Origin of the sequence: Mesorhizobium sp. M1A.F.Ca.ET.072.01.1.1 (assembly GCF_004023325.1) — a bacterium.
Lineage (GTDB): Bacteria > Pseudomonadota > Alphaproteobacteria > Rhizobiales > Rhizobiaceae > Mesorhizobium.
The window spans coordinates 24,388-49,779 of sequence record NZ_RZSF01000012.1 but is presented as its reverse complement, the minus strand read 5'-3'; the positions used below and the strand labels follow the sequence as shown (position 1 = coordinate 49,779).

Here is a 25,392-nt window from a genome sequence, read left to right as displayed (position 1 = left end):
GTTGGGCGTAACGATAATCGCGACTTCAATGGCATCATCGCGCGCCGCTTCCGCCGCTGCCATGTCACTGAAGCTGAAGTAGGTGCGGTCCCAAGCCACTCCTAGGGCCTTGCCGGCTTCAATGCAGGCGTGACGGTTAGACGAGAACGCGCCTGCCACCAGTTCGAAACGATTGGTTAGCCGCATGGCAGTTCGATGCCGGCTTGCAAAAAAGGAACCTCGTCCTCCTCCAACCATACCCGCGCGAAGGCGACGTTTGCGGGGGATGTCATCTGTCAGGAGGTTCATGGGGTACTCTTGCGCATTTGGCCCGGCTCTCATCGGGTCTGGAAAGACAGGCGTCGCGCGTCGCTCAATCCGGCAGCGCCCGCGTCACGATTGAAGGCATCCTCCCACTCGCTCAATCGAGCGACAATTTCGCACGGCTCCAATCAGTGACGCACAGTGATGCGACCGTTGATGCCGTTCGATCGGAATGAGGGCCGAGCGCTCTATCGCGATAGCCGCACCGACATCATAGTCGCTCCACAAGACGCGCCGGCGCCACGCCAAAAGCGCAGCATCTCCTGCATGCAGCGGGGGCGTCAGGCACGATGAGCTGCGGATTGGTCGCGAGCCGGTTCTACCGATCCTGAAGTGCATTCCAAAGCTCGCCGGCAGGATCGACTCCCGTCGTCGCCCGCAGCGCGCGCCCCTGTCGTAGGCCAAGCGTGATGTCTGTTCACGACGACATTGCGGCATGAGGCGCTTGGGATTTATATCCGCTGGGCTGGAACCGAATTGAAAGTTGCCCGGGTCCTAAGGATGTTTGGAAATGCTTGCTGAAGAACGCCAAGCGATCATTCGCGACAGACTGTCGGAGCATGGCAAGGTCCTGGCCAACGCGCTGGCTCTTGAATTTCGTGTCTCTGAAGACACTGTGCGCCGCGATCTACGCGATCTTGCCAGAGCCGGACTTTGCCGCAGGGTCTATGGCGGAGCGCTGGCAAGGGCATCGGAGGCCAAGACCGGGCCCGAGCGGTCGAGGTCCTCGACCATGGATCTCGCACCGCTGGCTGCTGCCGGAGCGAAACTCGTACAATCCGGCGCAACGATCATGATGCACCATGGAGTCCTCAGTGTTGCCTTCGCCGGCGCCTTACCCCGCGACATGTCTTTAACGATTGTGACGAATTCCCTACTTGTCGCGACTGCGCTGGAAGGGCATCGTCAAGCGAGCGTCGTTCTTTTGGGCGGCTTGTACGACCAGGACAAGGGATGCTCTGTTGGAACTACCGCCCTTTCGCAATTGGAGCAGTTCAACGCCGACATGTTCTTTGTCGCCGATTGCGCGGTCCATGCTTCCGTCGGATTGACCGCCTTTGACCTTCCCGACGCCGAAATCAAGCGCGTTATGTGCCGCCGAAGCGCCGCGAGAGTAGTTGTCGCTACGGCCGAGAGCATCGCGAAAACCGCCCCCTTTCAGGTTTCGGGACCTGACGCGATCGACCATATGCTCGCTGGGCGCCAGCTTGATGCCGAGACCCTCGAACCGTTTCGACGCCAAGGCACAGTTATCCACCGAATAGCCTGAGGACTGCGACAAAATCTTTCGCAAGCCGTCGATCCGATGTTGCCGGATGACGGATCGCTCAAGACTAGGAGCCGACAAGATCCTGCATCAGGATTTTCAACTCGCGCGCCACATCGTAGCTGTCCATCTGGTGCTGCTTTTTGCAGAACAACTCGCAACTCCACCAGCTGTCGTAGCCGGTGGATTTCACTGCAGCCACCCACTCTCTCAGGTTCAATACGCCCTTGCCGGTTTCGACGTCGCGAAGAACAGGCTCGTTAGGGATGCCACCGCTGAACGCAAGAGAGTCACAAATGTGAACTCCGTAGATGAGGTCTTTGTCCAATTGCGAAATGCGTTCCGGGCCGTCGCCGGAGGTGTAACAGTGCCAGAAATCGACGACGACGCGTATGTTGTCGCGTGCCGCTTTCCTTATGGTCAGAAGCTGCCTGTCAATCGTATTGAGTGGGGTCCAGGACAGCGCCTCATGGTAGGTGACCAGGTTGCATTGAGCAGCGAGGTCGGCGACGGCTGCCAGCCCGGACGCCGTGATGTCGATCTGCTCCTCGATCGGCAGCCCGACGACGCCTCGGTAAAGATCCGGGTGCCTCTTGCTGGCCTCGGGATCGAGAGCCGCGAGACTGATTGGACCGGTGATGACCTGAATGCCCTTCGCTCCAACCGAGACGGCGAGTTCTATCAACTCTTCCGCGTCCTTCAGCAATGCTTTGCGGGCATTGCCGTGGCGCTCCACATCGAGAAGAAATCCGATGCCTGGAATGAACATGTCATCGATCAAGCGGCGCAGCTCCTGGAAAGTGAACCCGGCATCCAGAAAAGCGCGGATCTTGGCCCCAGAGGCTTCCAGTCCGTCGAAGCCGAGCTCGCGCGCAATATCCACATCTAGGGCCAGCGTGCCGTGTCGCGCCACGAGAGCATGCAGAATTAGCTGGTTGCGCTTCGTCGTCATTGCTGTGCCCGTCGATTGACTACCGGATTATGTCCAATGCCAGGTCCCTGCCGGATCATGACGGTGGCATAGAGCCTCGCTGGCTCTGCGGCGCCAGGCCGATAACCACTCTGGTTGCTCATGGCTTTCACCATCGCGAGCCGATTACCCGCGCAATCAAGACATATCGCATGCCGAGGGGGAACTGCGCGGCAGCCCGAATTCGTGCGCGACCTAAGGTTCCGGTCGCGTCACATTGCGCCAAATTCGCTGCTAAGGGGGCAAAATGGCTTCCGATTAAAAACGAGCCCGCTATGCGGCCGAGTTCGCAGCCCACGAGAACTGACCGATCCCATATGTCGCAATGCTTCTTTCTCAGCGCGTCACATCGCGTCTATTAAAGCTACCCTGCGAACTTGTCGCGCAGCCACAGATGACTGCTTACTAGGCGCATGGACGAGGAGCATATTCACAATCGCCTCGCCAACAAAGACAAGAGGGTCGAACAATGAAACTGACCGGCGGGCAGATCGTCGCGAAAGCGCTCAAGGAATATGGCGTCGAATACGTGGCTGGTGTTCCCGGCCATGGCATCTGGTCTCTATTCGATGCCTTCCTGGAGGAAGGCTCGCAATTGCCCTTCATCCAGGTCATGCACGAACAAAGCGCCGTTCACATGGCGGACGGTTATTTCCGTGCAAGCGGCCGGCCAATGGCATGTTCGACATCGGTCGGGCCAGGTGCGACCAACACAATTATTGGCCTCGCCACAGCCTATTGCGATTCCACCTCGCTGTTCTACGTCTCCGGCTCGCCACAGACCTACATGCACGGCCATGGCACCATGCAGGAGATCGAGCGCCAACAGGACAATGCTTTCCCGCGCATCACCGAGCAGGTGACAAAACGGGCATGGCAAGCCCAGTCCGTGCAGGTCCTGCCGAGCATTATGCATCGCGCCTTCAACGCCATGCTCACCGGCCGCCCGGGTCCCGTGCATGTCGAGGTGCCGATGGACGTTCAGGTCGAAGCGGCCGATGTCACCATTCATCCGCTGGAAAAGCGCCTTCCCATTGGCGTGGCCTATCCCGATCCGAGCGCGATCGAGGCCGCGGTCAAGGTCCTGTTGAGTGCCGAACGCCCGGTCATCGTCGCCGGTGGCGGTGCGATCACGGCCAACGCGTCGAGCGAACTGACGCGTCTGGCCGAGCGCGTCGGCGCCGCCGTTTCGATCACCTGGAACGGCAAGGGCGCCATCTCGGAAGATCACGAGCTCTTCATTGGAGCAGTCGGCCAGACCGGCACGACCTGCGGCAACAAGATCACTGCTTCCGCAGATGTGGTCGTTTCGGTCGGCTGCCGCTTCACCGACTGGTCGGCATCTTCCTTCGCCAAGGGCGTCTCGTTCTCGATCCCTCCAGGTAAGCTGATCCATATTGACCTCGACCCGCGCGAGATCGGCAAGACCTATCCGACCGAGGTGGGGATCGTATCAGACGCAAAGGTGGCCTTGGAGGCGATCCTGGCCCTCATCTCGGAGGGCGATGCTAAAAAGGCTCTGGGCAAACGCGAGCAGTTCCTGGCCGACGTTCAGAAGGCCAAGGCGGACTGGATCGCTCAGGTGTCGCCGCGCGAAAACAGCCGCGAAACGCCTTTCACCTCCCAGCGCCCGCTGGTCGCTTTGCGCAAGGTACTCGCTCGCAACGGTATTGTGGTTGTCGGTTCGGGCAATACCCAGGGCTCGGTGAAGCAAAGCTTCCCTGTCTACGAGCCTCGCACCCACCTGACCTCGGGCTCCTATTCGCCAATGGGCTGGGCGGTGCCGGCGGCGTTGGGGGCAAAGCTCGCATGCCCGGACCGCCAAGTCGTGGCGATCGTTGGCGACGGTGACTTCATGATGTCGCTGCCCGAAATGGGTACTGCCGCGATGAACGGCATCAATGTGGTCTTCCTCGTGCTGAACAATTCGGGATATATGTCGATCCGAGGCGGTCAGCGCAAGTTCATGGGCCGTCACATTGCTTCCGAATTCAACCATCACTCGGGCAATGGTCAGCCTTATTCGGCCGATATCACGGCTTCAGCGCGCGCGTTCGGGCTCGAGGCCTGGAAAGTCGAGAAGGATGAAGATCTCGAAAGCAGCCTGAAGGCAGCCTTGGAATGCGGCGGGCCCGCTCTCGTCGAAGTCATCGTGTCGCGTGACGCTGCGGGGCCGTTCGCCACCGGCTGGTGGGATTTCCCCTCGCCAGCCTACTACGAAAAAGAGCAGGCTGCTTACGCCCAGATGCGTGCACGCGAACAGCACCTCTAGCAAAATTGACGCGAGGGTTGGTCATGCGCCGCCCTCGCATTTCGCCATCCACCACATTGATGATGCGGCGCGCAAGCGCCCGCAAACCAAGAGTTATTGCCATGATACGCACGGTCAAGCCCGCCAAAGGCAGTGTCGCAGACGATGGCCAGCCCGCAGTCACCGCGACAGTCCAGGCATTGCTGGCGCAAGTCGAGAAAGGGGGCGACGCGGCAGTGCGCGAATTGTCCATCCGCTTCGACAAGTTCGACCGCGACAGCTATCGCCTGACCAAGGCTGAGATTGACGGATGCATCAACGCGTTGAGCAAACGCGAGCGCGAGGATCTCGATTTCGCCCAGGACCAGATACGCAAATTCGCCGAAGCCCAGCGGGCCACACTTCGCGATCTGGAGATCGAGACGCTACCAGGCGTAATTTTGGGGCATAAGAACATACCGATCCAGAATGTTGGATGTTATGTACCGGGCGGCAAATATCCGCTGCTTGCCTCTGCTCACATGACGGTCTTGACCGCTCGCGTGGCAGGCTGCGAACGCGTCATCACTTGCGCTCCGCCGTTTCGAGGCAAGATCGCCGACAAGATCGTCGCCGCCCAGGCCCTTGCGGGCGCGGACGAAATCTATTGCCTTGGCGGTGTCCAGGCGATCGCGGCCATGGCCTATGGCACTGAGACGATCGCTCCCGTGGATATCCTGGCCGGCCCCGGCAATGCCTACGTCGCCGAAGCGAAACGGCTGCTGTTCGGCGAAGTTGGCATCGATCTGTTCGCCGGTCCGACCGAGACCTTGGTGATTGCTGACGACAGTGTCGACGGTGAGATCGTGGCGACCGACCTGCTTGGCCAGGCGGAGCACGGCGTCAACTCTCCCGCCGTTCTGATCACCAATTCTGAGAAACTTGCCCGCGATACCCTCGATGAGATCGAGCGTTTGCTCAAAATCCTGCCGACTGCGGCTGTCGCCGGCAAAGCCTGGGAAGACTACGGGGAGATCATCCTGTGCGACACGCTGGATGAGATGGTGGCGGAAGCGGATCGCATTGCCTCCGAGCACGTGCAGGTGATGACACGTGATCCGGACTATTTCCTTGAGAGGATGAAGAACTATGGCGCTCTGTTTCTGGGCGCTCGCACCAACGTCTCTTTCGGCGACAAGGTGATCGGAACCAACCACACGCTGCCTACGAACAAGGCAGCCCGATACACAGGCGGTCTGTGGGTCGGCAAGTTCCTTAAAACCTGCACCTACCAGCGGATCGAGACCGATGAGGCGTCCGCCTTGGTCGGCCAGTACAGCTCGCGCCTCTGCATCATGGAAGGTTTCGCCGGCCACGCCGAGCAGTCCAACATCCGCGTCCGCCGCTATGGCCGGCGCAACGTTCCATACGCATCGGCAGCCGAACCGCTCTGATGCGCAACACGCCCGGCACGCGCCCCACAGGATCGAGCCGGATCATCGAGCCACCAACGCAAGCAACAAGGGGAACTACAATGAAGCTCACCACCATCCTAGCCGCCTCGATCGCCTTCATGCCGGTTGCGGCAATGGCAGAAAGCAAGGGCAAGGTCGAAGGCATTCATCACTGGGTGTCCGAAAGCGAGGTCAAAGCGCTCAAGGTCATCACCGATAAGCTCGCCTCGAAGGGTTACACCTGGGAAGATAGCGCGGTCGGCGGTCTCAGCGGCGCCAACGCGCTGCAGGCATTGCGCACGCGTCTTGCCGCCGGGAACCCCCCGGCAACGATGCAGTTCCTTGGCTATGAAGGGCTCGACTGGGGCAAGCAGGGCGTCCTGCGCTCTCTCAACGATCTCTACACCAAGAACGGTTGGGACAAGGCGCTCGCCCCGCAGCTGCTTGCATTCGTCAAAAACGGAGACGACTTCATTTCCGTGCCGATCAACATGCACAGGCAGAACTGGCTTTGGGCGAACAAGGCCGTTTTCGACAAGGCCGGCGTCAAGGAACCGAAGTCTTGGGATGAGCTGATCGCCGACGGAGACAAGCTCCGGGCCGCCGGTGTGGTCCCGCTCGCCATGGGTGACGAGAGCTGGCAGATCCTCGAGGTCTTCGAGGCAATCCTTGTCGACGTGAACGGGCCCGAATTCTACAAGAAGGCAGTCATCGACCTCGACGAGGGCGCTCTTTCGAGCCCCGAAATGATCGCGACGTTCGACAAGCTTAGGAAGGTCCGCGGACTTGTCGATGACGGCTTCACCGGGCGTGATTGGGCCGTCGCAACGGGCATGGTCGCGGATGGCAAGGCCGCCATGCAGGTCATGGGCGACTGGGCCAAAGGCGAGTTCCTTGCCAAGGGCCTCAAGCCCGGCGTCGATTTCCTCTGCTTCCCAACGCCGACCGACAAGCCCAACTTCAAGTTCGTGATCGACGCATTTGGCATGTTCAAGGTCGATGATGCCGTGACCACAGCAGGCCAGGACGCCTGGGCAGAATCGATCATGGATCCCGAGGTGCAGAAGCAGTTCAACCTGATCAAGGGTTCGATCCCGGCTCGCTCCGACGTTCCGGTCGACAGTTTCGATGACTGCGCGAAGCGTAGCTATGCTGACCGCGAGGCGGCGGTGAAGAACGGCGCGATGCTCGGCGGCCTCACGGAAGGCTTTGCTGCCCAGCCTCAATTCGCCGGCGTCTTCACCGACGTCGTCGGCAAATTCTTCGTCACCGACATGTCGTCCAAGGATGCTGTTCAGGCCCTGGTCGACGGGATCAACAACGCCCGCTAGTCCAAGCCATCAAAGCCCTGCCGGCAATCGTGCCGGCGGGGACACCGTCCGCAACAATGCTCGGCAATAGCGAGGTTGGTCAGTCCCATGTCGCTCAAAAACAAATTGGACCTATGGCTGCCGCGGCTCGTCCTGTCGCCCAGCCTTCTGGCCGTTCTGATTGCCGTCTATCTCTTCATAGTCTGGACGGCCTGGATCTCGCTATCTTCGTCCCAGATGGTCCCGAAGTTCGACTTCGTCGGGCTCGAGCAATATGTCCGTTTGTGGTCGACCCCGCGCTGGCACACTGCAGTCGCCAATCTCTTCATCTTTACGGCGTTGTTCCTGGCGATCACCATCGCGCTGGGCTTGTTCCTCGCGATTCTGCTCGACCAGAAGGTGAGGGCGGAGGGCTTCCTGCGAGCCGTCTACCTCTATCCCATGGCCTTGTCATTCATTGTCACGGGCACAGCCTGGAAATGGATCCTGAACCCGGACCTCGGCCTGCAGAAGGTCGTCAACGAGCTCGGCTGGACCGGTTTTGTCTTCGACTGGATCACACAACCAAGCTTTGCAATCTACTGCGTGGTGATCGCAGCGGTCTGGCAATCGACGGGGTTCGCGATGGCCATTTTCCTGGCCGGGCTGCGAGCGATCGATACTTCGATCATCAAGGCCGCGCAGATCGAGGGAGCCAGCCTGCCGCGAATCTACCTCAGCGTCATCGTGCCGATGCTGCGCCCGGCATTCCTGAGCGTCATCGTCCTCCTGAGCTATATCTCGATCAAGAGCTTCGACCTGGTGCTCGCCCTCACAAATGCCGGGCCCGGCAGCGCCACCGAAATGCCCTCCACCTTCATGTTCGCCGCAACCTTCAGGCGCAACCAGATGGGCGTAGGTGCCGCCAGCGCCATCATGATGCTGATGACGGTCGCAGCCATCATCGTTCCCTACCTCTATTCGGAATTGAGGGAGGACCGCAATGCGCACTGAAGCACGCTCGGCGCGTCGTTCACACCAGATCGGCCGCCTGTTCATCTATGGCTCGCTGATCGCGCTCGCCGCCTTCTACCTGATGCCGCTTTGGGTGATGATCGTCACCTCGCTCAAGTCGCTGGATGAAATCTATGGCGGCTCCTTCATCGGGGTGCCCCAGGCGATCACCTTCGAAGCCTGGAACAAGGCATGGCAGGAGGCCTGCATTGGCACGGCCTGCACGGGACTGCGGCCATACTTCATCAATTCCATCCTGATGGTTGTGCCCGCCGTCATCCTGTCCACGGGGATAGGCGCGATAAACGGCTATATTCTCACGAAGTGGCGTTTCGCCGGCGCGAACGCGATATTCGGATTGTTGCTGTTCGGCTGCTTCCTGCCGTTCCAGGCCGTTATCCTGCCCATGGCGCAACTGCTGGGTCGCCTGCACCTTTCGGGTACCATTCCCGGTCTCGTGCTGGTTCACACGGTATACGGCATCAGCTTCACGACCCTGTTCTTCCGGAACTATTTCATCACCATCCCGGACGAACTGACCCGCGCGGCGCAGATCGACGGAGCTGGGTTCTTCCGGATCTTCTTTTCAGTGATGTTGCCGACCGCGCTCCCCATCATCGTGGTCTCTTGCATCTGGCAATTCACGCAGATCTGGAACGACTTTCTTTTCGGCGTGTCGTTCACCGCAGGGCAATCATCGCCGATCACCGTGGCGCTGAACAACATCGTCAACGTGACGATGGGGCGCAAGCAATACAATGTCGACATGGCGGCCGCCATGATTGCCGCCATCCCCACCCTTCTCGTTTACGTCGTCGCTGGACGCTACTTCGTGCGCGGTCTGACCGCCGGCGCCGTGAAAGGCTAGTGCTATGTCAACGCTTGAAATCGATCGGGCCCGCAAGCTCTACGGTGACCTCGAAGTCCTGAAGGAGGTCAGTATCTCCATCGGCACCGGCGACTTCCTGGTGCTGCTCGGCCCTTCGGGTTGTGGCAAGTCCACACTGCTCAACATGATCGCCGGCCTCGAGAACATCTCAGGTGGCGAAATCCGCATCGCCGGCAGGGTTGTCAACGACCTGTCGCCGAAAGACAGGGACATCGCCATGGTGTTCCAGTCCTACGCCCTCTATCCCACGATGACCGTGCGCCAGAACATCGAGTTCGGCATGAAGATCCGCGGCGTGCCGCAAGCCGAGCGGGACAAGGCGGTCAAGACGGCGGCCGACCTGCTCCAGATGACGCATCTTCTGGACAGGAAGCCCTCGCAACTCTCGGGAGGCCAGCGCCAGCGCGTGGCAATGGGGCGCGCGATCGTGCGCCAACCCAAGCTGTTCCTGTTCGACGAACCTTTATCCAATCTGGACGCCAAGTTGCGCGTCGACATGCGAACCGAGATCAAGCGTCTTCATGCACGATTGGGAACCACAATCGTATACGTCACGCATGACCAGATCGAAGCCATGACGCTCGCCACGCGCGTTGCCGTGATGAAGGACGGCGTGGTCCAGCACCTTGACGATCCGCAGTCGGTCTACGACCGGCCGGCGAACGTATACGTGGCCAAGTTCGTGGGCTCGCCCTCCATGAACATCATTCCGGCGAGACTTGACGTGGAAGACGGTCGGCCAGTCGCGGTGATCGACGTCCCAGGTGGGGCGGCTGCTCGCCTCTCAGGCATCCCTTTGTCTTCACAAGCCGCAGCCAAATACGCTGGGCGCAGTATTCTGCTGGGCGTTCGTCCGGAGTTGTTCAGCGTCGCCGGCGAGCATGCCGCGCAAGCGGTCACGGTAAACATCGACGTTGTCGAGCCTACGGGCCCCGATACGCTTGCTCTTTTCCAGGCAGGCGGGGTCGAAGTCACAGCTCGTGTGCCGCCAAGGGCCGTGGCAGCCCGCACTTCGGCGACCCTCGCGGTCCATACTGGCAAGATCGTGCTGTTCGATGCCGACAATGAGCAACGCATAGACTGAGGCATCGACGTGGATCAAACAGCTGATATCGTCATTATCGGGTCAGGCATAGGAGGCGCTTCCCTGGCCCATAGCCTGGCCGGCACCGGCAGGCGCATCGTGATTCTGGAACGTGGCGAGCACCTGCGCGACGCGCCCCAGGCGCGCGACGACCGGGCGATATTTCTCAAGGGCTTCTACCGTTCGACCGAAGAGTGGCTCGGCGACGATGGGCAGGCTTTCCTGCCCGGCAACTATTACTATGTTGGAGGCAATTCCAAATTCTTCGGCGCGGTGATGTACCGCTACAGGCTTGAGGATTTCTCGCCCCGCCCGCACATGGACGGCGCCTCGCCTGGATGGCCGATCACCTACGAGGAGCTCGAGCCCTGGTACGAGCGAGCCGAGGCGATTTTCAAGGTGCGGGGTGACCCCACGCAGGATCCCACCGAGCCGCCGCACACCGGTCCTTACCGTTTTCCGCCGGTACCCGACGAGCCGCCCATAGCGGCCGTGCGCGCTCGCTTGAAAGAGGCGGGGATCCATCCAGCCAGCCTTCCCCTGGCTATCGACATCAATGAGTGGCTTCGCCGCGCAAAGACCGGTTGGGATGCGTTTCCCAACACGGGTTCCGGCAAGATCGACGCCGAAGTTGGACCGCTGACTGCCGCGTTGAACAGCAGCAACGTCAGTCTCGTGACCGGGGCCAGTGTCGTACGGCTGGAAACCGATCCGACGGGTCGCAAGGTGACTGCCGCGGTGTTTTTCAAGGATGGAGTTGAGCGGCGGATCAGCGCTGGCGTCTTCGCCGTTGCGGCTGGTGCGGTCCAAAGCGCGGCACTCTTGCTGCGGTCGGCGAATGCCGCGCATCCGCGCGGGCTGGCCAACGGCTCCGACCAACTCGGCCGCAACTTCATGAACCACAACACCACCGCCATGCTGGCGATCGATCCGCGGTCGGCCAATACGTCGGTCTACCAGAAGACCCTGGCATTCAACGACTTCTATAACGCCGATCCGGAAACAGGTTTCCCGCTTGGCAACGTGCAATTGCTTGGACATATCACGGGTAACATCCTCAAGGCGAACGCGCCCTTGCTGCCACGGTGGCTGGCGGGGCTGATAGCCCGCAATTGCTATGGCTGGTTCTTGACCAGCGAGGACCTGCCCAATCCAGAGAGCCGGGTCACGGTTCAGAATGGCCGCATCGTCATGCATTGGGTTCGCAGCAACATGCGAGCGCACGAGCTGCTGATCCGCAGGACGCGAGGTGTGATGCGAAGGGCGGGCTTCCCCATCGTTCTTACTCGAACCTTCGGCAGAAAGACGACTTCGCACCAGTGTGGCACTGCCAGGCTTGGAAGCGATCCGGAGACGTCGGTTGTGTCGCCTGATTGCCGTTCCCACGAAATTGCAAACCTCTATGTAACCGACGCTTCTGTGCTTCCGACATCCGCGGCCGTCAACCCGGCACTGACTATCGCGGCGCTCGCCATCAAGACTGGCGCCGTCATCAGCCGGTCGTGAGGACCTCATCTTAGTATCCAGACTTGTGAATCTTGCACCTGCGTGGGTGACGCCCGAGGTCTTGGCTGAGCGGAGTTAGCAACCATGATTGCCGACCGTATCGAAACGGATCTGATCGGACCGCTCGCTGTACCGGGCCACGTGCTCTATGGCGTGCACACCCGTCGAGCAGAACAGAACTTCGATGTGTCCGGGCTGCGGCTGAAGGATTTTCCCGAGTTCATCCAGTCGATGGCGATGGTGAAAAAGGCTGCTTGTCTTGCAAACATGGAACTCGGACTGCTCTCGCCCGAAAAGGCCCAGGCTATCTCAGATGCGTGCGACGATATCATCGAACTGAAGGGGATCGAAGAAAACTTCCCGGTTGACATGATGCAGGGAGGGGCCGGTACGTCGACAAACATGAACGTCAACGAGGTTGTTACCAACCTGGCCCTGATCAAACTCGGCGCCAAAATTGGCGATTTCGCAAGGCTGCACCCCAACGACGACGTAAACCTCTCCCAGTCGACAAACGACGTGTATCCTACCGCAATCCGTCTGACGGTTTTGCGGGCCTGCGACGGGCTCGTATCGGCACAAGTCAATTTGCGTGATGCGTTTCGCGCCAAGGCGCTCCAGCACGCGAATGAGCTCAAGGTTGGCCGAACTCAGCTTCAGGACGCGGTGCCCATGACAGTTGGGCAGGAGTTCGGAGCCTTTGCTGAACTCATCGACGAAGATATCGTCCAACTTCAGTCGGTCGCGAGATTGTTGTTGGAAATCAACCTTGGGGGCTCGGCGATCGGCACCTCGATTAACGTGCCCCGCGAGTTCCCAGGCATCGTTTGCGGTCATCTGTCGCGAATATCAGGCATTCAGCTTGTTGCTGCCCGTAATTTCATCGAGGCAACGTCGGACACCGGCGGCTTCGTTTCCTTTTCGGGCGTGCTGAAGCGCATCGCAGTCAAGCTGACCAAGATCTGCAACGATTTGCGCCTGCTTAGCAGTGGGCCGCTTGGCGGACTGGGCGAGATTCGATTGCCACCCGTGCAGGCCGGCTCTTCGATCATGCCGGGTAAAATCAATCCCGTCATTCCTGAGATGGTGAACCAACTCAGCTTCCAGGTGATTGGCAACGATCTTACCGTGACACTGGCCGCAAGCGCGGGCCAGCTTCAGTTGAATGCAATGGAGCCGGTGATCGTCTTGAACATCCTGCAATCCATGCGGTTGTTGACGAGAGGAATGCGGATTTTCAAAGAGCGCTGCGTGGACGGGATCGAAGTCGATGTTGATCGTTGCAGAGCGCTGCTTGATCAATCCCTCGTTCTGGCAACGCCCTTAGCAAAACTGATCGGCTACGGCAAAGCAGCCGAATTGTCCAAGCGCGCTTTGGCAGGGAAGAGGACCTTACGCCAAGTCGTTGAAGAAGCGGGGGTTCTGCTTCCCGACCAGGTTGAGCATATTTTTGGCAACAGCGCTGAGTTCGCTGGTCTCCCCGACGCCTCCCCGGCTTGAAGATTGGAAGACTGTCTCGGAAGTGATGACCGGGACATCCCGGTCGTCGGGCTTGGCGGCAGCGGATGCCGTTCGCACAGCGCCAAATGGGTAAGGCGCCGCTCGCAAGAGACTGCTGGCCCTTACGTCAGCTGGTTAGGACCTGTCGTGGACGGCGATGACAGCCTTGATCAGCCCAGCCTTCTCGCGTGACCAGCGCGCAATGTCGTGAGGGCTCTTGGCCAGAGTGGTCCGGTGGGTCACGAGCATGGTAATCGGTATTTCGCCGTCCCGGATCGATGCGGCGACCTGATCGAAATCGCTCCTGGTGGCGTTACGGCTGCCGATCACCGTCATCAAGAGCAGAGCCGAGATCGTGCCTCACTTACCCGTCCATTCGCGAATACGGCGCACGACCTCAGTTGTCGAGATGCCGTACCGATCGTGAAGTGTCGGCAGAGCACCGGCGTCCAGAAACTCGTCGGGAAGGGCGATCTGCCGAAAGGCGGGTGTCACGCCCTCGCGCATAAGCAATGCGGCGACACTTTCACCCAGTCCGCCTATGACGGTGTGGTTTTCCGCCACCACCACCAGCCGGCCAGCTTGGCGCGCGGCCGCAAGAATTCTCTCATTGTCCAGCGGCTTGATCGTCGGCACATGTAGCACTGCGCTACTTATGCGGTCCGCTTCGAGAGCCGTTGCCGCCTCAAGCACACGCATGGTCATCAGGCCGCTCGAAATGAACAGCACGTCCGTGCCTTCACGCAGCAGCCGTGCTTTGCCGATCTCGAACCTGTAATCGTACTGGTCGAGCACGGCCGGCACCTTGCCGCGCAGGAGCCGCATATAGACCGGTCCTCTGTGACCCGCGATTGCCTCGGTAGCCTGCTCGATATCGATCGCGTCGCACGGGTCGATGATGGTCAGGTTCGGCATGCCGCGGAAGATGGCGATGTCTTCCGTTGCTTGGTGGCTCGGGCCGTAGCCGGTCGTCAGTCCCGGGAGGGCGCAAACAATCTTGACGTCCAGCCTTTCCTCCGCAATTGCCATACTGATGAAATCATAGGCCCGCCGTGAGGCGAAGACGGCGTAGGTCGTGGCGAAAGGCGTGAAGCCTTCACGCGCCAGGCCGGCGGCAGCGCTCATCAACACCTGCTCGGCCATCCCCATCTGGTAGAAGCGGTCCGGATGCTCCTGCGCAAAGACATGAAGGTCAGTGTATTTCGCAAGATCGGCAGTGAGCCCGACGATCCCGCTCCGGTGACGTGCCAGCCTAGCGAGCGTGTGGCCGAAAGGGGCGCTGCGAGTCGGAACGCCGTCCGGGGCGATCGAGGCGATCATCGCCGATGTGGTCTTGCGCTCGCCTGCGTTGACGGGGAGGCGCGGCTCGAATTTTGACAACCTCACTGCGGACGTCCCTTCTCCAGAGCCTCAAGCGCCAGCGTCCATTCATGCGGCTCGACGCGGATGAAATGCGTGATTTCGCGGGCCTCCAGGAAAGGCACACCCTTTGCCATGCGCGTGTCGCAGACGATGATGCGCGGACGCGGCCCCTTGAGGTCCCGGGCAATGTCGAATGCCGCGCGGACCGCCTCGATGTCGTTGCCGTCGACACGCTGTGCGTGCCAGCCGAAGGCCTCAAACTTGCCGGTCACCGGCTCGGAAGACAGCGTCGCCGTCGATGGCCCGTCGGCCTGCTGGTTGTTGAAGTCGACGATGGCGATGAGATTGTCGAGCTTGTGGTGGGCGGCTGACATCGCCGCTTCCCAGGTCGAGCCCTCGCCGAGCTCGCCGTCCGACAAGAGATTGTATACGAAACTGTCGCTCCGCTTGCGCTTCAGGCCCAGGCACATGCCGACGGCGATGCCGAGCCCATGGCCGAGCGAGCCGCCGGTGATCTCCATTCCAGGCGTGTAGGCGGCCATGCCGGACATCGGCATGCGGCTGTCGTCCGTGCCATAGGTTTCGAGTTCTTCCTCCGGCAGCACGCCTGCTTCGATCAATGCCGCGTAGAGCGCGATCGCATAATGTCCGATCGACAGAAGAAAGCGATCGCGCTTCTCCCATAGCGTCTCATCTGGCCGATAGCGAAGCGCATGGAAATAGGCGACCGCGAGCACGTCGGCGATGCCGAGCGCCTGGCCCACATAGCCCTGGCCCTGGACTTCGCCCATGCGCACGGCATGCCGCCGGATGCGATAGGCCCGTTCGGCTAGGCTGACATTGCTGCCCGAGCGCGGCATCTCGAATTCCGTGGTTCCGTCAGCCATGGATCAGCATCCCGCCATTGACGTCGATCACGGCGCCGGTGATGTAGCTGGCCAGATCCGACGCGAGAAACAGATAGGCGCCGGCCACGTCGCGCGCGTCGCCCAGCCGACTGAGCGGAATCCCCTTGATGATGTCGGCGCGCATGGCCTCGGTCAGCTTGCCGCCGGTGATGTCGGTCTGGATCAGGCCTGGCGTTACGCAGTTGACGCGGATGCGGTCGGGTCCGAATTCGCGCGCCATCGCCTTTGCCAAGCCGAGCACGCCCGCCTTGGCGGCGGAGTAATGCGGGCCGCCGAAGATGCCGCCGCCGCGTTGCGCGGAAACCGATGACATGCAGATGATCGAGCCGCCGCCATTTTCGCGCATGTGTGGAATGAAGGCCTGGCTGAGATAGAGCACGCCGCGCAGATTGACGTTGAGGATGCGATCCCAGTCGGCCGGGCTGATCTCCAGTGTCTTGACCGGCTGGGTAATGCCCGCATTGTTGCAAAGCACATCGATCTTGCCCAAGGCTTCGGTGACTTGCACAGCCGCCCTCTTGCAAGCGTCGCGGTCGGCGACATTGCATGCAAGGCCGATATGGTCGCCTCCGAGCGAAGCGGCGGCGTCACGCGCTTGCCCCTCATCGAGGTCAAGAATCGCGACGCGCGCCCCATGCTCGGCCATCAGCGTTGCCGTGGAGCGGCCGATCCCGCGTGGGCTCGCGGCGCCTGAAATGACCACAGCCTTGCCCTTCAGCAACATGTCGAACTCTCCTGCTTTTTCCAATCTCTTGGCGGATGATCTAGAGCCGGTAGAACCGGGCGGCGTTGTCGTGGAACAGCGCGAGCCGCTCTTCACGCGGATAGTGTCGCGTGATCTCCTTGAAGGCGTTCACGATGGCGTCGAAGCTCGAGAACAGCTTGTCGACCGGGAAGTTCGTCGCAAACATCGATCGGTCGATGCCGAAGGCGGCGATCGCCTCCTCGACATAGGGACGGATCGACGCCGTCGTCCATGTCCAGTCGCCCATGCCGAGACCCGAGATCTTGCAGGCGACGTTCGGCGCCTGCGCCAGCTGGCGCATGCCCTTCTTCCAGGCGTCGAAATGCTCGGGTCCGTCGACCTGCATGCCGGTATGGTTGAGAATGATCTGCACGTCGGGAAAGGCGCGCGCCAATTCAAGAAATTCGCCCATCTGCGGATAATAGAGCTGCAGGTCAAAACTCAGCCCGCGCTTCGCCAGCTCTCGGAAGCCACGCCTCCATTCGGGTGTCCGGCTGACCTCCGACCGCGCCAGATAGGTCTTTGCGGGGTCGCCATGATAATTCATCGACTGCCGGATGCCGCGGAAGTTCCGATACTCCATGTGCCGGTCGAGAAGGTCGCCGACATCGGGTTTGGACAGGTCGGCGTAGCCGACGATGCCATGAGGAAAGCCCCGCTTGTCGGCGATGCCTTGTAGCCAGCGCGTCTCCCCGACCGGATCGGCGGGATTGAACCCGACGTCCAGGTGCACCGATTTCACCAGGTTCTGGTTCCTGGCGTCTTCCAGATAGTCGTCGATCAGATAGCTCTTGCGGATCGCCTCATAATCGCCGAAGGCCGCCGGCTTAACCCCGTCGGTCAGCCACGGATAATAGTGGGTCTCCAGATCCCAAAGGTGATGATGCGGATCGATGAAAGGCAGCTCTGCCACGGTCGGAATACCTCGCTTGCGGGTGGACCCGCCGGCCTCGCCGGCGGGTCCGTTCGAAGGCGGTCAGTTGCTCGGGGGGAAAACGCGGGCGATAACCTTCTTCGCTTCGGGGCTGTCGACCTTGTCGGCGGTGACCAGCGGCATCACCAGGGCCAGATCCTGGGTCACCTTGCCTCCCGTCAGGGCGTTATAGACTTGTTGGGTTCCGTCGATGCCTTGGCCGACCGCTTCCTGGAAGAAGATGCCCTGGATCGCTCCGTTCTTCAGCAGCGCAATGGTGGTCGGCGAGCCATCAGCCACAGTGATGCCGACTTTGCCGGTGAGGCCTCGGGTCTCGACCACCTTTGCGGCCCCGCTGCCGGCCTCATCATACATGCCGTAGATAGCCTTGATGTCGGGATGTGCAGTCAGCAGGTCGTTTGCCTGAGTGACGGCCTCATTGATGGTGAGGCCCCGGGTTTCAAGTATCTGGACGAGGTCGCAGCCGTCTGCCGCGAACGCCTCCTTGGCGCCCTTGAGATACTTCTGCGCATTCTCCCGGTCCTGCGGCAGCGACAGCATGCCTACCTTGTTGCCGCCGCGCTCCTTGGCGAGATCGCAGGTGAATTTCCCTTGCGCCTTACCGGTCTCATAATTGTTTGCGGTGACAGAGGATGTGTAGTTGGTCAGTCCCGGCTGCGGACCGATGCCGGCGAAGGCGATCGGGACCTTTTGCTTTTCCAGATAATCGAGCAGCGGCGGCGTCGATGTCGAGCTGACCGGGCCGATCACGATTGCCGCGACCCCCTTTGTCACGGCTGTCCGCGCATTGTCCATCTGCTTGGCGGGTGAGTTCTCAGAGGTGTACTCGACATAGTCCATGCCGAGCTCCTTCGCCTTCTCCTTCACGCCGTAGCCGACCCATTGCCAGTAGGAGATGTCCAGCGAGGGCGCGATATAGGCGACGGTCTTCTTGTCCTCGGCATATGATGCGCTTGACAAGGCGGACGCCGCCAGTGCTGCAATCAGGATGGTCTTCAACTTCATCTTGGTTCCTCCCGTTGATGATCTAGAGTCGGTTCTTGTTGCTGAAGCGGTCGATCAGGACCGCAAGCAGGATCGCGGCGCCGGTGACGGAGCCTTGCCAGAAGCTGTTGACGCCGATGAGGTTCACGCCGTTCTGGATGCAGGTGATCATCAGCGCGCCGAGCACCGCGCCGATCGCGCTGCCGGTTCCGCCGAAGAGGCTGGCGCCGCCGATGACGACCGCGGCGATCGCCTGCAGCATCAGGCTTGCGCCGGCCGTTGCCTCGGCATTGAGGATGTAGCTCGCCGTCAGCAGCCCGGCGAACGAGGCGAGCAGGCCGGAAGTGACATAGGCGGCGAATTTGATGCGAAGGACGGGAATGCCGAGCAGCCGGGCTGCAGTCGCCGACGACCCGACGGCATAGAACCAGCGGCCCAGCACGACCTTGCGCAGCACATATTCCAGCACGGCCATCAGGACGATGCAGAACAGAAGATGATTTGGGATGCCGGGGACGATCTCGCCGGAATTCAGCAGCCAGAAATCCGGCGCACTGATCGGCATCGAGCGACCGTTGGTGACGATGAAGGCCAGGCTGCCCGCTACCGCGTAAGTGATGAGGGTGACGACGAAAGGAGCAAGCCTGACGACAGTGACGAGAAACCCGTTGATCGCTCCGAATACCAGCCCTACGGCCAAGCCTGCCAGGCTGGCGGTAAGATCGTCCGCTCCATTGGCCATTGCCAGCGCCGTGACCATTCCAGTCAGCGAGAACACCGAGCCGACCGAAAGATCGATGCCGCCGGTGACCACGACCAAGAAGACGCCGAGCGACATGATGATGAGCGGCGCCGCAGCCTGGATGATGTTTTGGACGTTGCCCATGCTGAGCGCCGCGGGGACGAATATGCCCACCGCCAGCAACAGGACGACAATCGCGCCGGCGATTGCAGCCTCGGTGCGGTAGGACAGAAGAATCCCGGGAGCGCGGGTCCCGGCGGCCCGAGCCTTCTTGGCCGTCGCGGCGCCGTTGGTTGCGTCGGTCATGCTGCCATCCCCGTCAGCTCGGCGAGCCCGTCTTCGGTGAAGCGCTTGTCCGGCAGAAACCCCTTCGGGCGCCCCTCGGTGTCGAAGGCGAAGATCACATCGCACAGCTCGAGCAGCTCGACGTTCTCGGTCGACCACCAGACAATGATTGCTCCCGTATCCGCCATCTCGCGGATCAGCGCTTAGATATCGTGCTTGGTGCCGATGTCGACGCCGCGCGTCGGCTCTTCCAGCACCACGATGCGCAGCGGCAATCCGAGCCAGCGCGCAACGATTAGCTTCTGCTGGTTGCCGCCGGATAGCGACGCCGGAAGGTCCCAGATCGAGCCCGCCTTCAACTTGAGCGCCGAAACCAGATCGGAACATTCCTGCCGTTCGGCGGCGCCGACGATCCGCCGGTTGTCGCGAACCCTGCGCGCGGCAAGCACGTTGTCGACGATCGGAAGCTGCGAAAGGATTCCCTTCGCTGCCCGGTCACCCGAGACGAAGCCGATGCCCGCGCGCGCCGCCGCGGCCGGGGAGGGGAAGCCATCTGCGAGACCCTCGCCGGAGAGGCGCCAGCCGGCGCCCTTTCCCGCGCCGACGAGGGGATCGATCAGGCCCGTCGGACCCGCCGGTGCGCCGGCCAGCCCCAAGATGGTGCCGGGCCAGATTTCCAAAATGGCGCCGTCGGGCCCCAGCAACTCCACCGGCGTACCCTCTCGGCTGCGCTCCCGCCGCTTGAGCTGCGCGCCGGAACGGTGGGTCGATTGCCCCATCTGTTGGATGATCTCGGCGTCGCTCAGCGAGGCAAGCGGCGTCCCATTCGCCACAGTGGTGCCGTCCCGCAGGATGGTGCAAACATCGCAGAGCTCGCGGATTTCCCGCATCCTGTGCGAGACGAATACGATTCCGATACCCTCGTCGCGCGCCAAACGCTTCAGCACGGAGAAAAGCTTGGCCGTCTCGCCTGCGGTCAGGTTGGCGGTGGGCTCGTCGAGAAGCAGCACTTCGGCGCCCGTTGAAAGCGCGCGAGCGATCTCCACGATTTGCCCTTCATGCAGGGACAATTTGGCCGCCGGGAGGTCCACGATCTCCTCGCCGACCGCCGCATCTATCAGGCGCAGCGCATTGAGCGCGATGTCGCGCATGCGGCGGCGGCTGCTCTGCGACAGGCCGGACTTCGCATGCACGATACCGATGTTTTCCGCGACCGACAGTTTGGGCAGCAGCGCCAGCTCCTGATGCACCACCGCTATGATCGGGCCGCCCCGGCCGAGCTTCGCCGACGTGAAGGCGACCTCGCCGGCATCGCGGGAGGTAAGGCCTGTGATGATGCGGATGAGGGTACTCTTGCCGGCGCCGTTGCCGCCCAGCAGCGCATGTATTTCGCCTGCCCGGACCTGAAAGCTCACGCCGCGCAGGACGCGGGTTGCGCCGTAGCTCTTCTCGACATTGGCAGCGTCGATCAGAGGCGTCCTGGTCGATGACTGTGCGGCCGCGCTCACATTGCCGGCGACGCCCAGGCCCTGGGCCGTTTCCATCCTGCATCTCCTCCCGAGATCGCAGGGATGATGCGACCGATTGACATTCGGCTCAATTCTCGTTTCTTAACATTCTGTGTAGCTGAACTTAACTGACGATCTACGATATGTCGGACATCAAGTTCAAGTCGATGGCGCATTTCGAAGCCGTTGCGCGCCTCGGCGGCGTGGCGAAAGCGGCGCAGGAATTGCAGGTGACGCCTTCGGCCGTCAGCCAGCAACTGCGCTTGCTCGAGCACCAGTTGGGCGTGCGGCTGTTCCAGCGCGAAAAGCGCCACCTTTCCCTGACGATCGACGGGGAGCGGCTCTACCAGACCACCACGCAAGCCTTCGAATCCATCCGCGAGGTTCGAAACGCCATCGTTCGGCAGCGCGAGAGCTTTCAACTCAGCCTCCGGGTCAGCCCGTCCTTTGGCGAGAAATGGCTGGCGCCGCGGTTGGCTGAATTCAGCAAGGACTATCCGACCTGGAATCTGCGGGTCGACGCGACACCCAATTTTTCGGATTTCGAAACCGAGGTCATTGATCTCGATCTTCGCTACGGCGACGGGGGCTGGGCCGGCCTTTATTCGGATTGCGTGGTCAACGACCTGATCCTGCCGATGTGCTCGCCTTCTTATCTCAACGAACTGCAGAGGCTTTCATCCGATCCGCGCGAGCAGCTGCGCCAGGCAAGACTGATCGACAGCGTGAAGGCCTATTTCCGCTGGGATTACTGGCTGCCGCGTAACGGTGTCCAGGGCGCGCGCATGACCTATCCCTATCGTTTCGACCGCTCCTCGATGTCGGTTCAGCTGGCGAAGGATGGAGCGGGCGTGGTTCTGGAAAGCACGTCAATTGCGTTCGAGGACCTTGTTTCGGGCGCTTTGGTGCCCGTCTCGACCCAGTTCGACGTGATAGAGTTCCCCGGATACTGGCTTGTCTGTCCTTCGCGGCATATGAACCGGCGCGCGGTGCGCCTGTTTTCGGAATGGGTGTCGCGGGTCGGCAGGCGCGACACAGACCGCGCTCGGGATTTTATGTCCGAGTTAGGGCTGCGCATATCGTTTGAACGACGGCCTCATTTCGGATTGCGGGATGACAAGCCCGCCGCTATGGCTTGAACAAGAATATCTGGCGCTCTTGCTGGATTCCACGCTCCAAATAAGCCGGTTCGCGACATAGATAGAATAAAGTTACCTAGGGATTGGAAGCGCCGATCTCGCTTGTTTTGTTTTCGACCAGACTATGTGGGCGATCCATTTCTTCCAATGTCGTGCGCTGCTCGGCTCAGTGCAACCGTGCCCCGTTGCAAACTGTGGCCTTGAGACCCTCCTGGCGGCTCAGGCCTAACGCCCGGACCTGAACACCTCCAACGACGCCTACAGATTCCCGTTGCACACTGCGGAGTTCCTTGACAACGCAAACAGGCCTCCCAAGGCCCTGCGAGGTGGATTTGGCTAGCGACCTGGGTTGCAAATCGCATTCATGCGCGTTAGTGTATGCAGAATTCAGTACGCAATCGAAGGCACACGGGCATGACATCTCAGACGGTCGCCTCAACTTCGAAAGATGAGCAAAAGCCAGGAGACCGGGCAGGTGTGGACTCCGACACCTTTCGTGGCATATTCGGCGGGTTTCCCAGTGGCGTAACCATCGTGTCGGCAACCGACTCCGGTGGAGCACCGGTCGGGTTGACCGTTAGTGCAGTGATGTCCCTGTCGCTGAGCCCCCCGCAGCTGGTCATATGTCTGCAATCGTCAAAATACACGCTTCAGGTCATCCGGGCCCAGAAGCGTTTCGCGGTCAATTTTCTGGCCAGTGATCAATCGTGGATCTCAGATCAGTTCGCGTTCGGTCAAGGCGATAAGTTCGGCGGCATAGATTGGGCTTTTGGCGAAACCACGGGTGCTCCCGTGATCAAGGACGTGCGTGCATATGCGGAATGTCAGGTGGATTCCCTGATTGAATCTGGCGACCATACGATTGTCGTTGGACGCCTGGTCGCCGGCGGCACAGCCGATGCTTCTCCTTTGGTTTATCACGCTCGCAATTACGCTTTGCTTTCGGCCCATCCTGGAAGCTCTCGCAGGGCACCTCCGGACCGGCCAAACAACAAGTAAGCGCACAATCGCCGCATTGCATCGAAGCTGAGGCACAGGTTTTGCCAAACCACGGATTTGAACGAACGTCGGCTTTCATGACGAGCATGGCGCCGCCGTCGCTTAGGTAGGGAGCTGATTACCGTGCAGGAACTTGAAAAGAGTGCAGCGGTTGGCGTGCCGGCTTACGCGATGGTCAAGAAGCTGATCGTTGACAGCAATTTGCGACCGGGTGAACTGATCTCCGAAAGGGACCTTGCAGAGCGTCTAGACATCGGCGAACCGCTAATCAGGGCGGCGATGGAGCGATTGGTAGAAGATGGTCTGGTCAATCATGTAGACGCGACGTTCCTGCAGGTGGCTGCGCTCGATAGAAAATACATCGACGATGTCTACCAGGTTAGCAAGGCCCTCGAGATACAAGTCGCGGTGCAGTCGATAGACCACATACCGGCAGACGCGATCGAGGAGTTCGCGATGGTGCTCGAAAATATCCGACCGGACGTGGAAGCGGGCAATCCATATCCGGTTCGCGAGGCCTATGAGCATCTGCAGCGCATGTTCCTGACGTACTGCGAGAACGATCTTATCTGCTTGATACTTGGACGGCTACAGGATCATCTGACCCGCGTAAGGCTGGCCAGTCGCGCTACCGATGACCGCCAATGGCTGCACATAGAATATTGGGTCATGAAGGACGAGCTCGATGCGCTTCGTGCGCGCGACGTCAACAGGCTGACCACAACGCTTTCCGCGCACATGGACATGTTCCGGCGCTGGATACTCCAAAGCTGGATCTCACCCGATCAAGCCGAGAAAGGCTGACGGTTTTTTCGCAGGGCAAAACCGCCGTCAACCCACAGGTCCGGCCAGTCACGAATCCTCCCTCATCGCTTAAGATATCCTCGGCGTCGTTTCCTTCCTGGTTCACATGGTCGAGCTGTAAGGGATCTTCATCGAAGCCTCGGAGCCAAGTCTCGACGCCATCCGATCCACAGGCGGTCTCTTGGGGAAACGCTCACAACTCGAATGGAACGAACATGCTTCCGGCCCCGGCCGACCGCAGCGCAGTGAACATGAAGCCAACGCCCCTTGCCCCGTCGTGAACGGTGGGGAAGTCTCCATTGTCGGCCGTGTTTCGACCTTCCGAAATTGCCCGCGCCACCGCTGAATAAATGTTGGCGAACGCCTCGAGATAACCTTCGGGATGGCCGGCAGGAATTCTGGAGGCTGCTTTCGCTCCGGCGCTGACGCCCGCGCCGCCGCGGGCAAAGACAACCGGCTGCTGCCCAGATGCCGTAAAGGTGAGTTGTTCGGGATGCTCTTGGTGCCAGGTGATCGCGGCATCGGATCCGAACACACGCAGTGCAAGGCCATTTGGACAGCCGTGAGCTATCGAGGTGGTCCAAAGGGCTCCACGGGCTCCACCTTCGAAGCGCAGCAACATGTTGACATGGTCGTCGAGCGGATTGCGCAAGCTGGCCAAATCCGCAGCCAGCGCTTCTACACGTAGCCCGCTGACATATTCGGCCAGATGGAATGCATGCGTCCCAAGCGACGCCACGACACCGAGTGCTCCTGCCTTGGTCTGGTCGTGCTGCCATTCCTTCTTGCCGAAGGCCTGCGTCTGGTACTGATGCGAATATTCCACCTGGACGGATAGGACCTGGCCCAGCCTGCCCCCGGCAATCATGTCCCTTGCCATTCGCACCATGGGATAGCCCGAATAGGTGTATGTTACTGCAAGCAATCGACCAGTCTCGGCCACCCTTGCGCTCAGGGCGCGGGCATGCTCGCGGTTCACTACTAGCGGCTTGTCGCAAATTACGTGTATGCCCTTGGCAAGAAACGCATCGGCGATTTCATAGTGGGTTTCGTTGAACGTACAGATCGTGACGGCGTCGATGCCGTCCGGGCGCTCAGCCTCGCGCGCAGCCATTTCAGTGTGGTCTGCATAGGCTCTTTGCGGGTCGATGAAGAGGTCTCGCGCGACCTGTCTGGTCCGCTCCGGGTTGCGGGAGAAGACGCCCGCAACCAGCTCCCAACGACCGTCCAGGCGCGCTGCCGAGGCGTGGCTGGGCCCGATCGAACTGCTGCCGCCTCCACCCACCATGCCCAGCCGCAGCCTTCGGCCGAATGCATCTGTCTCCGTCATCGGAGCCTCTCCAGTTGAACTTGCAATCGCGATCGATCGAGAAACAGGCCCCGTTACGTGCGCAGCTCCCCGAGCGCTTTAACAACTTGGAAACAGGGGCCTCAGCATCTATCAAGTCTGATTTCTGAGGTCTGCCCAGAAGCTTT

General features: G+C 60.7%; 22 protein-coding genes and 2 pseudogenes. 12 read left to right on the top strand and 12 right to left on the bottom strand.

What is annotated here, in order from left to right:
- Positions 1 to 288 (bottom strand): annotated as a pseudogene (locus tag EOA32_RS03605) (Gfo/Idh/MocA family oxidoreductase); the annotation flags it as partial.
- A gap of 526 nt (positions 289 to 814) precedes the next feature.
- On the opposite strand from EOA32_RS03605, the gene EOA32_RS03600 reads away from it, so the two are divergent.
- Positions 815 to 1,573: a DeoR/GlpR family DNA-binding transcription regulator gene (locus EOA32_RS03600; protein ID WP_128370901.1), complete on the top strand. Its 759-nt coding sequence runs from the start codon at positions 815 to 817 to the stop codon at positions 1,571 to 1,573.
- 64 nt (positions 1,574 to 1,637) lie between these two features.
- On the opposite strand, the gene EOA32_RS03595 is transcribed toward EOA32_RS03600, so the two are convergent.
- Positions 1,638 to 2,522 carry a sugar phosphate isomerase/epimerase family protein gene (locus EOA32_RS03595; protein ID WP_128370900.1) on the bottom strand — a complete coding sequence of 295 codons (885 nt, stop codon included), beginning with the start codon at positions 2,520 to 2,522 and terminating at the stop codon, positions 1,638 to 1,640.
- Between the two features lie 487 nt (positions 2,523 to 3,009).
- On the opposite strand from EOA32_RS03595, the gene EOA32_RS03590 reads away from it, so the two are divergent.
- From EOA32_RS03590 to EOA32_RS03555, 8 genes are all read left to right on the top strand, one after another.
- The gene (locus tag EOA32_RS03590) at positions 3,010 to 4,812 is read left to right on the top strand and encodes a thiamine pyrophosphate-binding protein (RefSeq protein WP_128370899.1); all 1,803 of its coding nucleotides are present in this window, start codon (positions 3,010 to 3,012) and stop codon (positions 4,810 to 4,812) included.
- 101 nt (positions 4,813 to 4,913) lie between these two features.
- The gene (gene hisD / locus EOA32_RS03585) at positions 4,914 to 6,224 is read left to right on the top strand and encodes a histidinol dehydrogenase (protein WP_095832827.1); all 1,311 of its coding nucleotides are present in this window, start codon (positions 4,914 to 4,916) and stop codon (positions 6,222 to 6,224) included.
- Positions 6,225 to 6,304: 80 nt separating this feature from the next.
- Positions 6,305 to 7,555 (top strand): ABC transporter substrate-binding protein, encoded by a 1,251-nt coding sequence (locus EOA32_RS03580; protein ID WP_127213911.1) that lies wholly within the window; start codon positions 6,305 to 6,307, stop codon positions 7,553 to 7,555.
- 87 nt (positions 7,556 to 7,642) lie between these two features.
- On the top strand, positions 7,643 to 8,527 hold the full coding sequence (locus EOA32_RS03575) for a sugar ABC transporter permease (RefSeq protein ID WP_095799992.1): 885 nt from the start codon (positions 7,643 to 7,645) through the stop codon (positions 8,525 to 8,527).
- A complete protein-coding gene (locus EOA32_RS03570) occupies positions 8,517 to 9,395 on the top strand; it encodes a carbohydrate ABC transporter permease (protein ID WP_067330598.1) in 879 nt (292 codons plus the stop codon). Before EOA32_RS03575 ends, EOA32_RS03570 begins: the two co-directional genes overlap by 11 nt.
- 4 nt (positions 9,396 to 9,399) lie before the next feature.
- Complete coding sequence (gene ugpC / locus EOA32_RS03565; RefSeq protein ID WP_128370898.1) at positions 9,400 to 10,500, top strand: sn-glycerol-3-phosphate ABC transporter ATP-binding protein UgpC; 1,101 nt, start codon at positions 9,400 to 9,402, stop codon at positions 10,498 to 10,500.
- A gap of 9 nt (positions 10,501 to 10,509) precedes the next feature.
- A complete protein-coding gene (locus EOA32_RS03560; protein WP_128370897.1) occupies positions 10,510 to 12,006 on the top strand; it encodes a GMC family oxidoreductase in 1,497 nt (498 codons plus the stop codon).
- A gap of 84 nt (positions 12,007 to 12,090) precedes the next feature.
- Complete coding sequence (locus tag EOA32_RS03555; protein WP_128370896.1) at positions 12,091 to 13,506, top strand: aspartate ammonia-lyase; 1,416 nt, start codon at positions 12,091 to 12,093, stop codon at positions 13,504 to 13,506.
- 135 nt (positions 13,507 to 13,641) lie between these two features.
- On the opposite strand, the pseudogene EOA32_RS03550 reads toward EOA32_RS03555, so the two are convergent.
- The 9 genes and pseudogenes from EOA32_RS03550 to EOA32_RS03515 all read right to left on the bottom strand — a co-directional run.
- Positions 13,642 to 13,842: pseudogene (locus EOA32_RS03550) on the bottom strand (dehydrogenase); the annotation flags it as partial.
- A 24-nt stretch (positions 13,843 to 13,866) separates the two neighbouring features.
- Positions 13,867 to 14,826, bottom strand: a complete 960-nt coding sequence (locus tag EOA32_RS03545; protein WP_128370905.1) for a transketolase family protein — start codon at positions 14,824 to 14,826, stop codon at positions 13,867 to 13,869.
- Between the two features lie 62 nt (positions 14,827 to 14,888).
- Positions 14,889 to 15,728 carry a transketolase gene (locus EOA32_RS03540; protein ID WP_128370904.1) on the bottom strand — a complete coding sequence of 280 codons (840 nt, stop codon included), beginning with the start codon at positions 15,726 to 15,728 and terminating at the stop codon, positions 14,889 to 14,891.
- Positions 15,729 to 15,747: 19 nt separating this feature from the next.
- The gene (locus EOA32_RS03535) at positions 15,748 to 16,500 is read right to left on the bottom strand and encodes an SDR family NAD(P)-dependent oxidoreductase (RefSeq protein WP_128370895.1); all 753 of its coding nucleotides are present in this window, start codon (positions 16,498 to 16,500) and stop codon (positions 15,748 to 15,750) included.
- A 40-nt stretch (positions 16,501 to 16,540) separates the two neighbouring features.
- Complete coding sequence (locus EOA32_RS03530; RefSeq protein WP_128370894.1) at positions 16,541 to 17,434, bottom strand: amidohydrolase; 894 nt, start codon at positions 17,432 to 17,434, stop codon at positions 16,541 to 16,543.
- Between the two features lie 63 nt (positions 17,435 to 17,497).
- The gene (locus tag EOA32_RS03525; RefSeq protein ID WP_128370893.1) at positions 17,498 to 18,460 is read right to left on the bottom strand and encodes a substrate-binding domain-containing protein; all 963 of its coding nucleotides are present in this window, start codon (positions 18,458 to 18,460) and stop codon (positions 17,498 to 17,500) included.
- Between the two features lie 22 nt (positions 18,461 to 18,482).
- Entirely contained in the window at positions 18,483 to 19,487 is a 1,005-nt protein-coding gene (locus tag EOA32_RS03520) for an ABC transporter permease (protein ID WP_128370892.1), read from the bottom strand.
- Complete coding sequence (locus EOA32_RS39610) at positions 19,484 to 19,654, bottom strand: hypothetical protein (RefSeq protein ID WP_245499144.1); 171 nt, start codon at positions 19,652 to 19,654, stop codon at positions 19,484 to 19,486. The genes EOA32_RS03520 and EOA32_RS39610 overlap by 4 nt, the downstream gene beginning before the upstream one ends.
- A gap of 15 nt (positions 19,655 to 19,669) precedes the next feature.
- Positions 19,670 to 21,010 (bottom strand): sugar ABC transporter ATP-binding protein, encoded by a 1,341-nt coding sequence (locus tag EOA32_RS03515; RefSeq protein ID WP_245499143.1) that lies wholly within the window; start codon positions 21,008 to 21,010, stop codon positions 19,670 to 19,672.
- A gap of 107 nt (positions 21,011 to 21,117) precedes the next feature.
- Here EOA32_RS03515 and EOA32_RS03510 point away from each other — a divergent pair, with 107 nt between their 5' ends.
- The 3 genes from EOA32_RS03510 to EOA32_RS03500 all read left to right on the top strand — a co-directional run bounded on the left by EOA32_RS03510 (position 21,118) and on the right by EOA32_RS03500 (position 23,916).
- Entirely contained in the window at positions 21,118 to 22,113 is a 996-nt protein-coding gene (locus EOA32_RS03510; RefSeq protein WP_128370891.1) for a LysR substrate-binding domain-containing protein, read from the top strand.
- A gap of 414 nt (positions 22,114 to 22,527) precedes the next feature.
- Positions 22,528 to 23,112, top strand: a complete 585-nt coding sequence (locus EOA32_RS03505) for a flavin reductase family protein (protein WP_189406896.1) — start codon at positions 22,528 to 22,530, stop codon at positions 23,110 to 23,112.
- 123 nt (positions 23,113 to 23,235) lie between these two features.
- Positions 23,236 to 23,916 (top strand): GntR family transcriptional regulator, encoded by a 681-nt coding sequence (locus tag EOA32_RS03500; protein WP_128370889.1) that lies wholly within the window; start codon positions 23,236 to 23,238, stop codon positions 23,914 to 23,916.
- Between the two features lie 193 nt (positions 23,917 to 24,109).
- Here the strand turns inward: EOA32_RS03500 and EOA32_RS03495 are convergent, their stop codons facing one another.
- Positions 24,110 to 25,246, bottom strand: coding sequence for a Gfo/Idh/MocA family oxidoreductase (locus tag EOA32_RS03495; RefSeq protein WP_128370888.1), 1,137 nt, complete (start codon positions 25,244 to 25,246; stop codon positions 24,110 to 24,112).
- Positions 25,247 to 25,392: the final 146 nt, after the last annotated feature.

Coding starts and splice junctions, on each gene's coding strand:
- EOA32_RS03600 (WP_128370901.1), top strand. CDS start 815: ATGCTTGCTGAAGAACGCCAAGCGATCATTCGCGACAGACTGTCGGAG.
- EOA32_RS03595 (WP_128370900.1), bottom strand. CDS start 2,522: ATGACGACGAAGCGCAACCAGCTAATTCTGCATGCTCTCGTGGCGCGA.
- EOA32_RS03590 (WP_128370899.1), top strand. CDS start 3,010: ATGAAACTGACCGGCGGGCAGATCGTCGCGAAAGCGCTCAAGGAATAT.
- hisD (WP_095832827.1), top strand. CDS start 4,914: ATGATACGCACGGTCAAGCCCGCCAAAGGCAGTGTCGCAGACGATGGC.
- EOA32_RS03580 (WP_127213911.1), top strand. CDS start 6,305: ATGAAGCTCACCACCATCCTAGCCGCCTCGATCGCCTTCATGCCGGTT.
- EOA32_RS03575 (WP_095799992.1), top strand. CDS start 7,643: ATGTCGCTCAAAAACAAATTGGACCTATGGCTGCCGCGGCTCGTCCTG.
- EOA32_RS03570 (WP_067330598.1), top strand. CDS start 8,517: ATGCGCACTGAAGCACGCTCGGCGCGTCGTTCACACCAGATCGGCCGC.
- ugpC (WP_128370898.1), top strand. CDS start 9,400: ATGTCAACGCTTGAAATCGATCGGGCCCGCAAGCTCTACGGTGACCTC.
- EOA32_RS03555 (WP_128370896.1), top strand. CDS start 12,091: ATGATTGCCGACCGTATCGAAACGGATCTGATCGGACCGCTCGCTGTA.
- EOA32_RS03545 (WP_128370905.1), bottom strand. CDS start 14,826: ATGATCGCCTCGATCGCCCCGGACGGCGTTCCGACTCGCAGCGCCCCT.
- EOA32_RS03540 (WP_128370904.1), bottom strand. CDS start 15,728: ATGCCGCGCTCGGGCAGCAATGTCAGCCTAGCCGAACGGGCCTATCGC.
- EOA32_RS03535 (WP_128370895.1), bottom strand. CDS start 16,500: ATGTTGCTGAAGGGCAAGGCTGTGGTCATTTCAGGCGCCGCGAGCCCA.
- EOA32_RS03525 (WP_128370893.1), bottom strand. CDS start 18,460: ATGAAGTTGAAGACCATCCTGATTGCAGCACTGGCGGCGTCCGCCTTG.
- EOA32_RS03520 (WP_128370892.1), bottom strand. CDS start 19,487: ATGACCGACGCAACCAACGGCGCCGCGACGGCCAAGAAGGCTCGGGCC.
- EOA32_RS39610 (WP_245499144.1), bottom strand. CDS start 19,654: ATGGCGGATACGGGAGCAATCATTGTCTGGTGGTCGACCGAGAACGTC.
- EOA32_RS03515 (WP_245499143.1), bottom strand. CDS start 21,010: ATGGAAACGGCCCAGGGCCTGGGCGTCGCCGGCAATGTGAGCGCGGCC.
- EOA32_RS03510 (WP_128370891.1), top strand. CDS start 21,118: ATGTCGGACATCAAGTTCAAGTCGATGGCGCATTTCGAAGCCGTTGCG.
- EOA32_RS03505 (WP_189406896.1), top strand. CDS start 22,528: ATGACATCTCAGACGGTCGCCTCAACTTCGAAAGATGAGCAAAAGCCA.
- EOA32_RS03495 (WP_128370888.1), bottom strand. CDS start 25,246: ATGACGGAGACAGATGCATTCGGCCGAAGGCTGCGGCTGGGCATGGTG.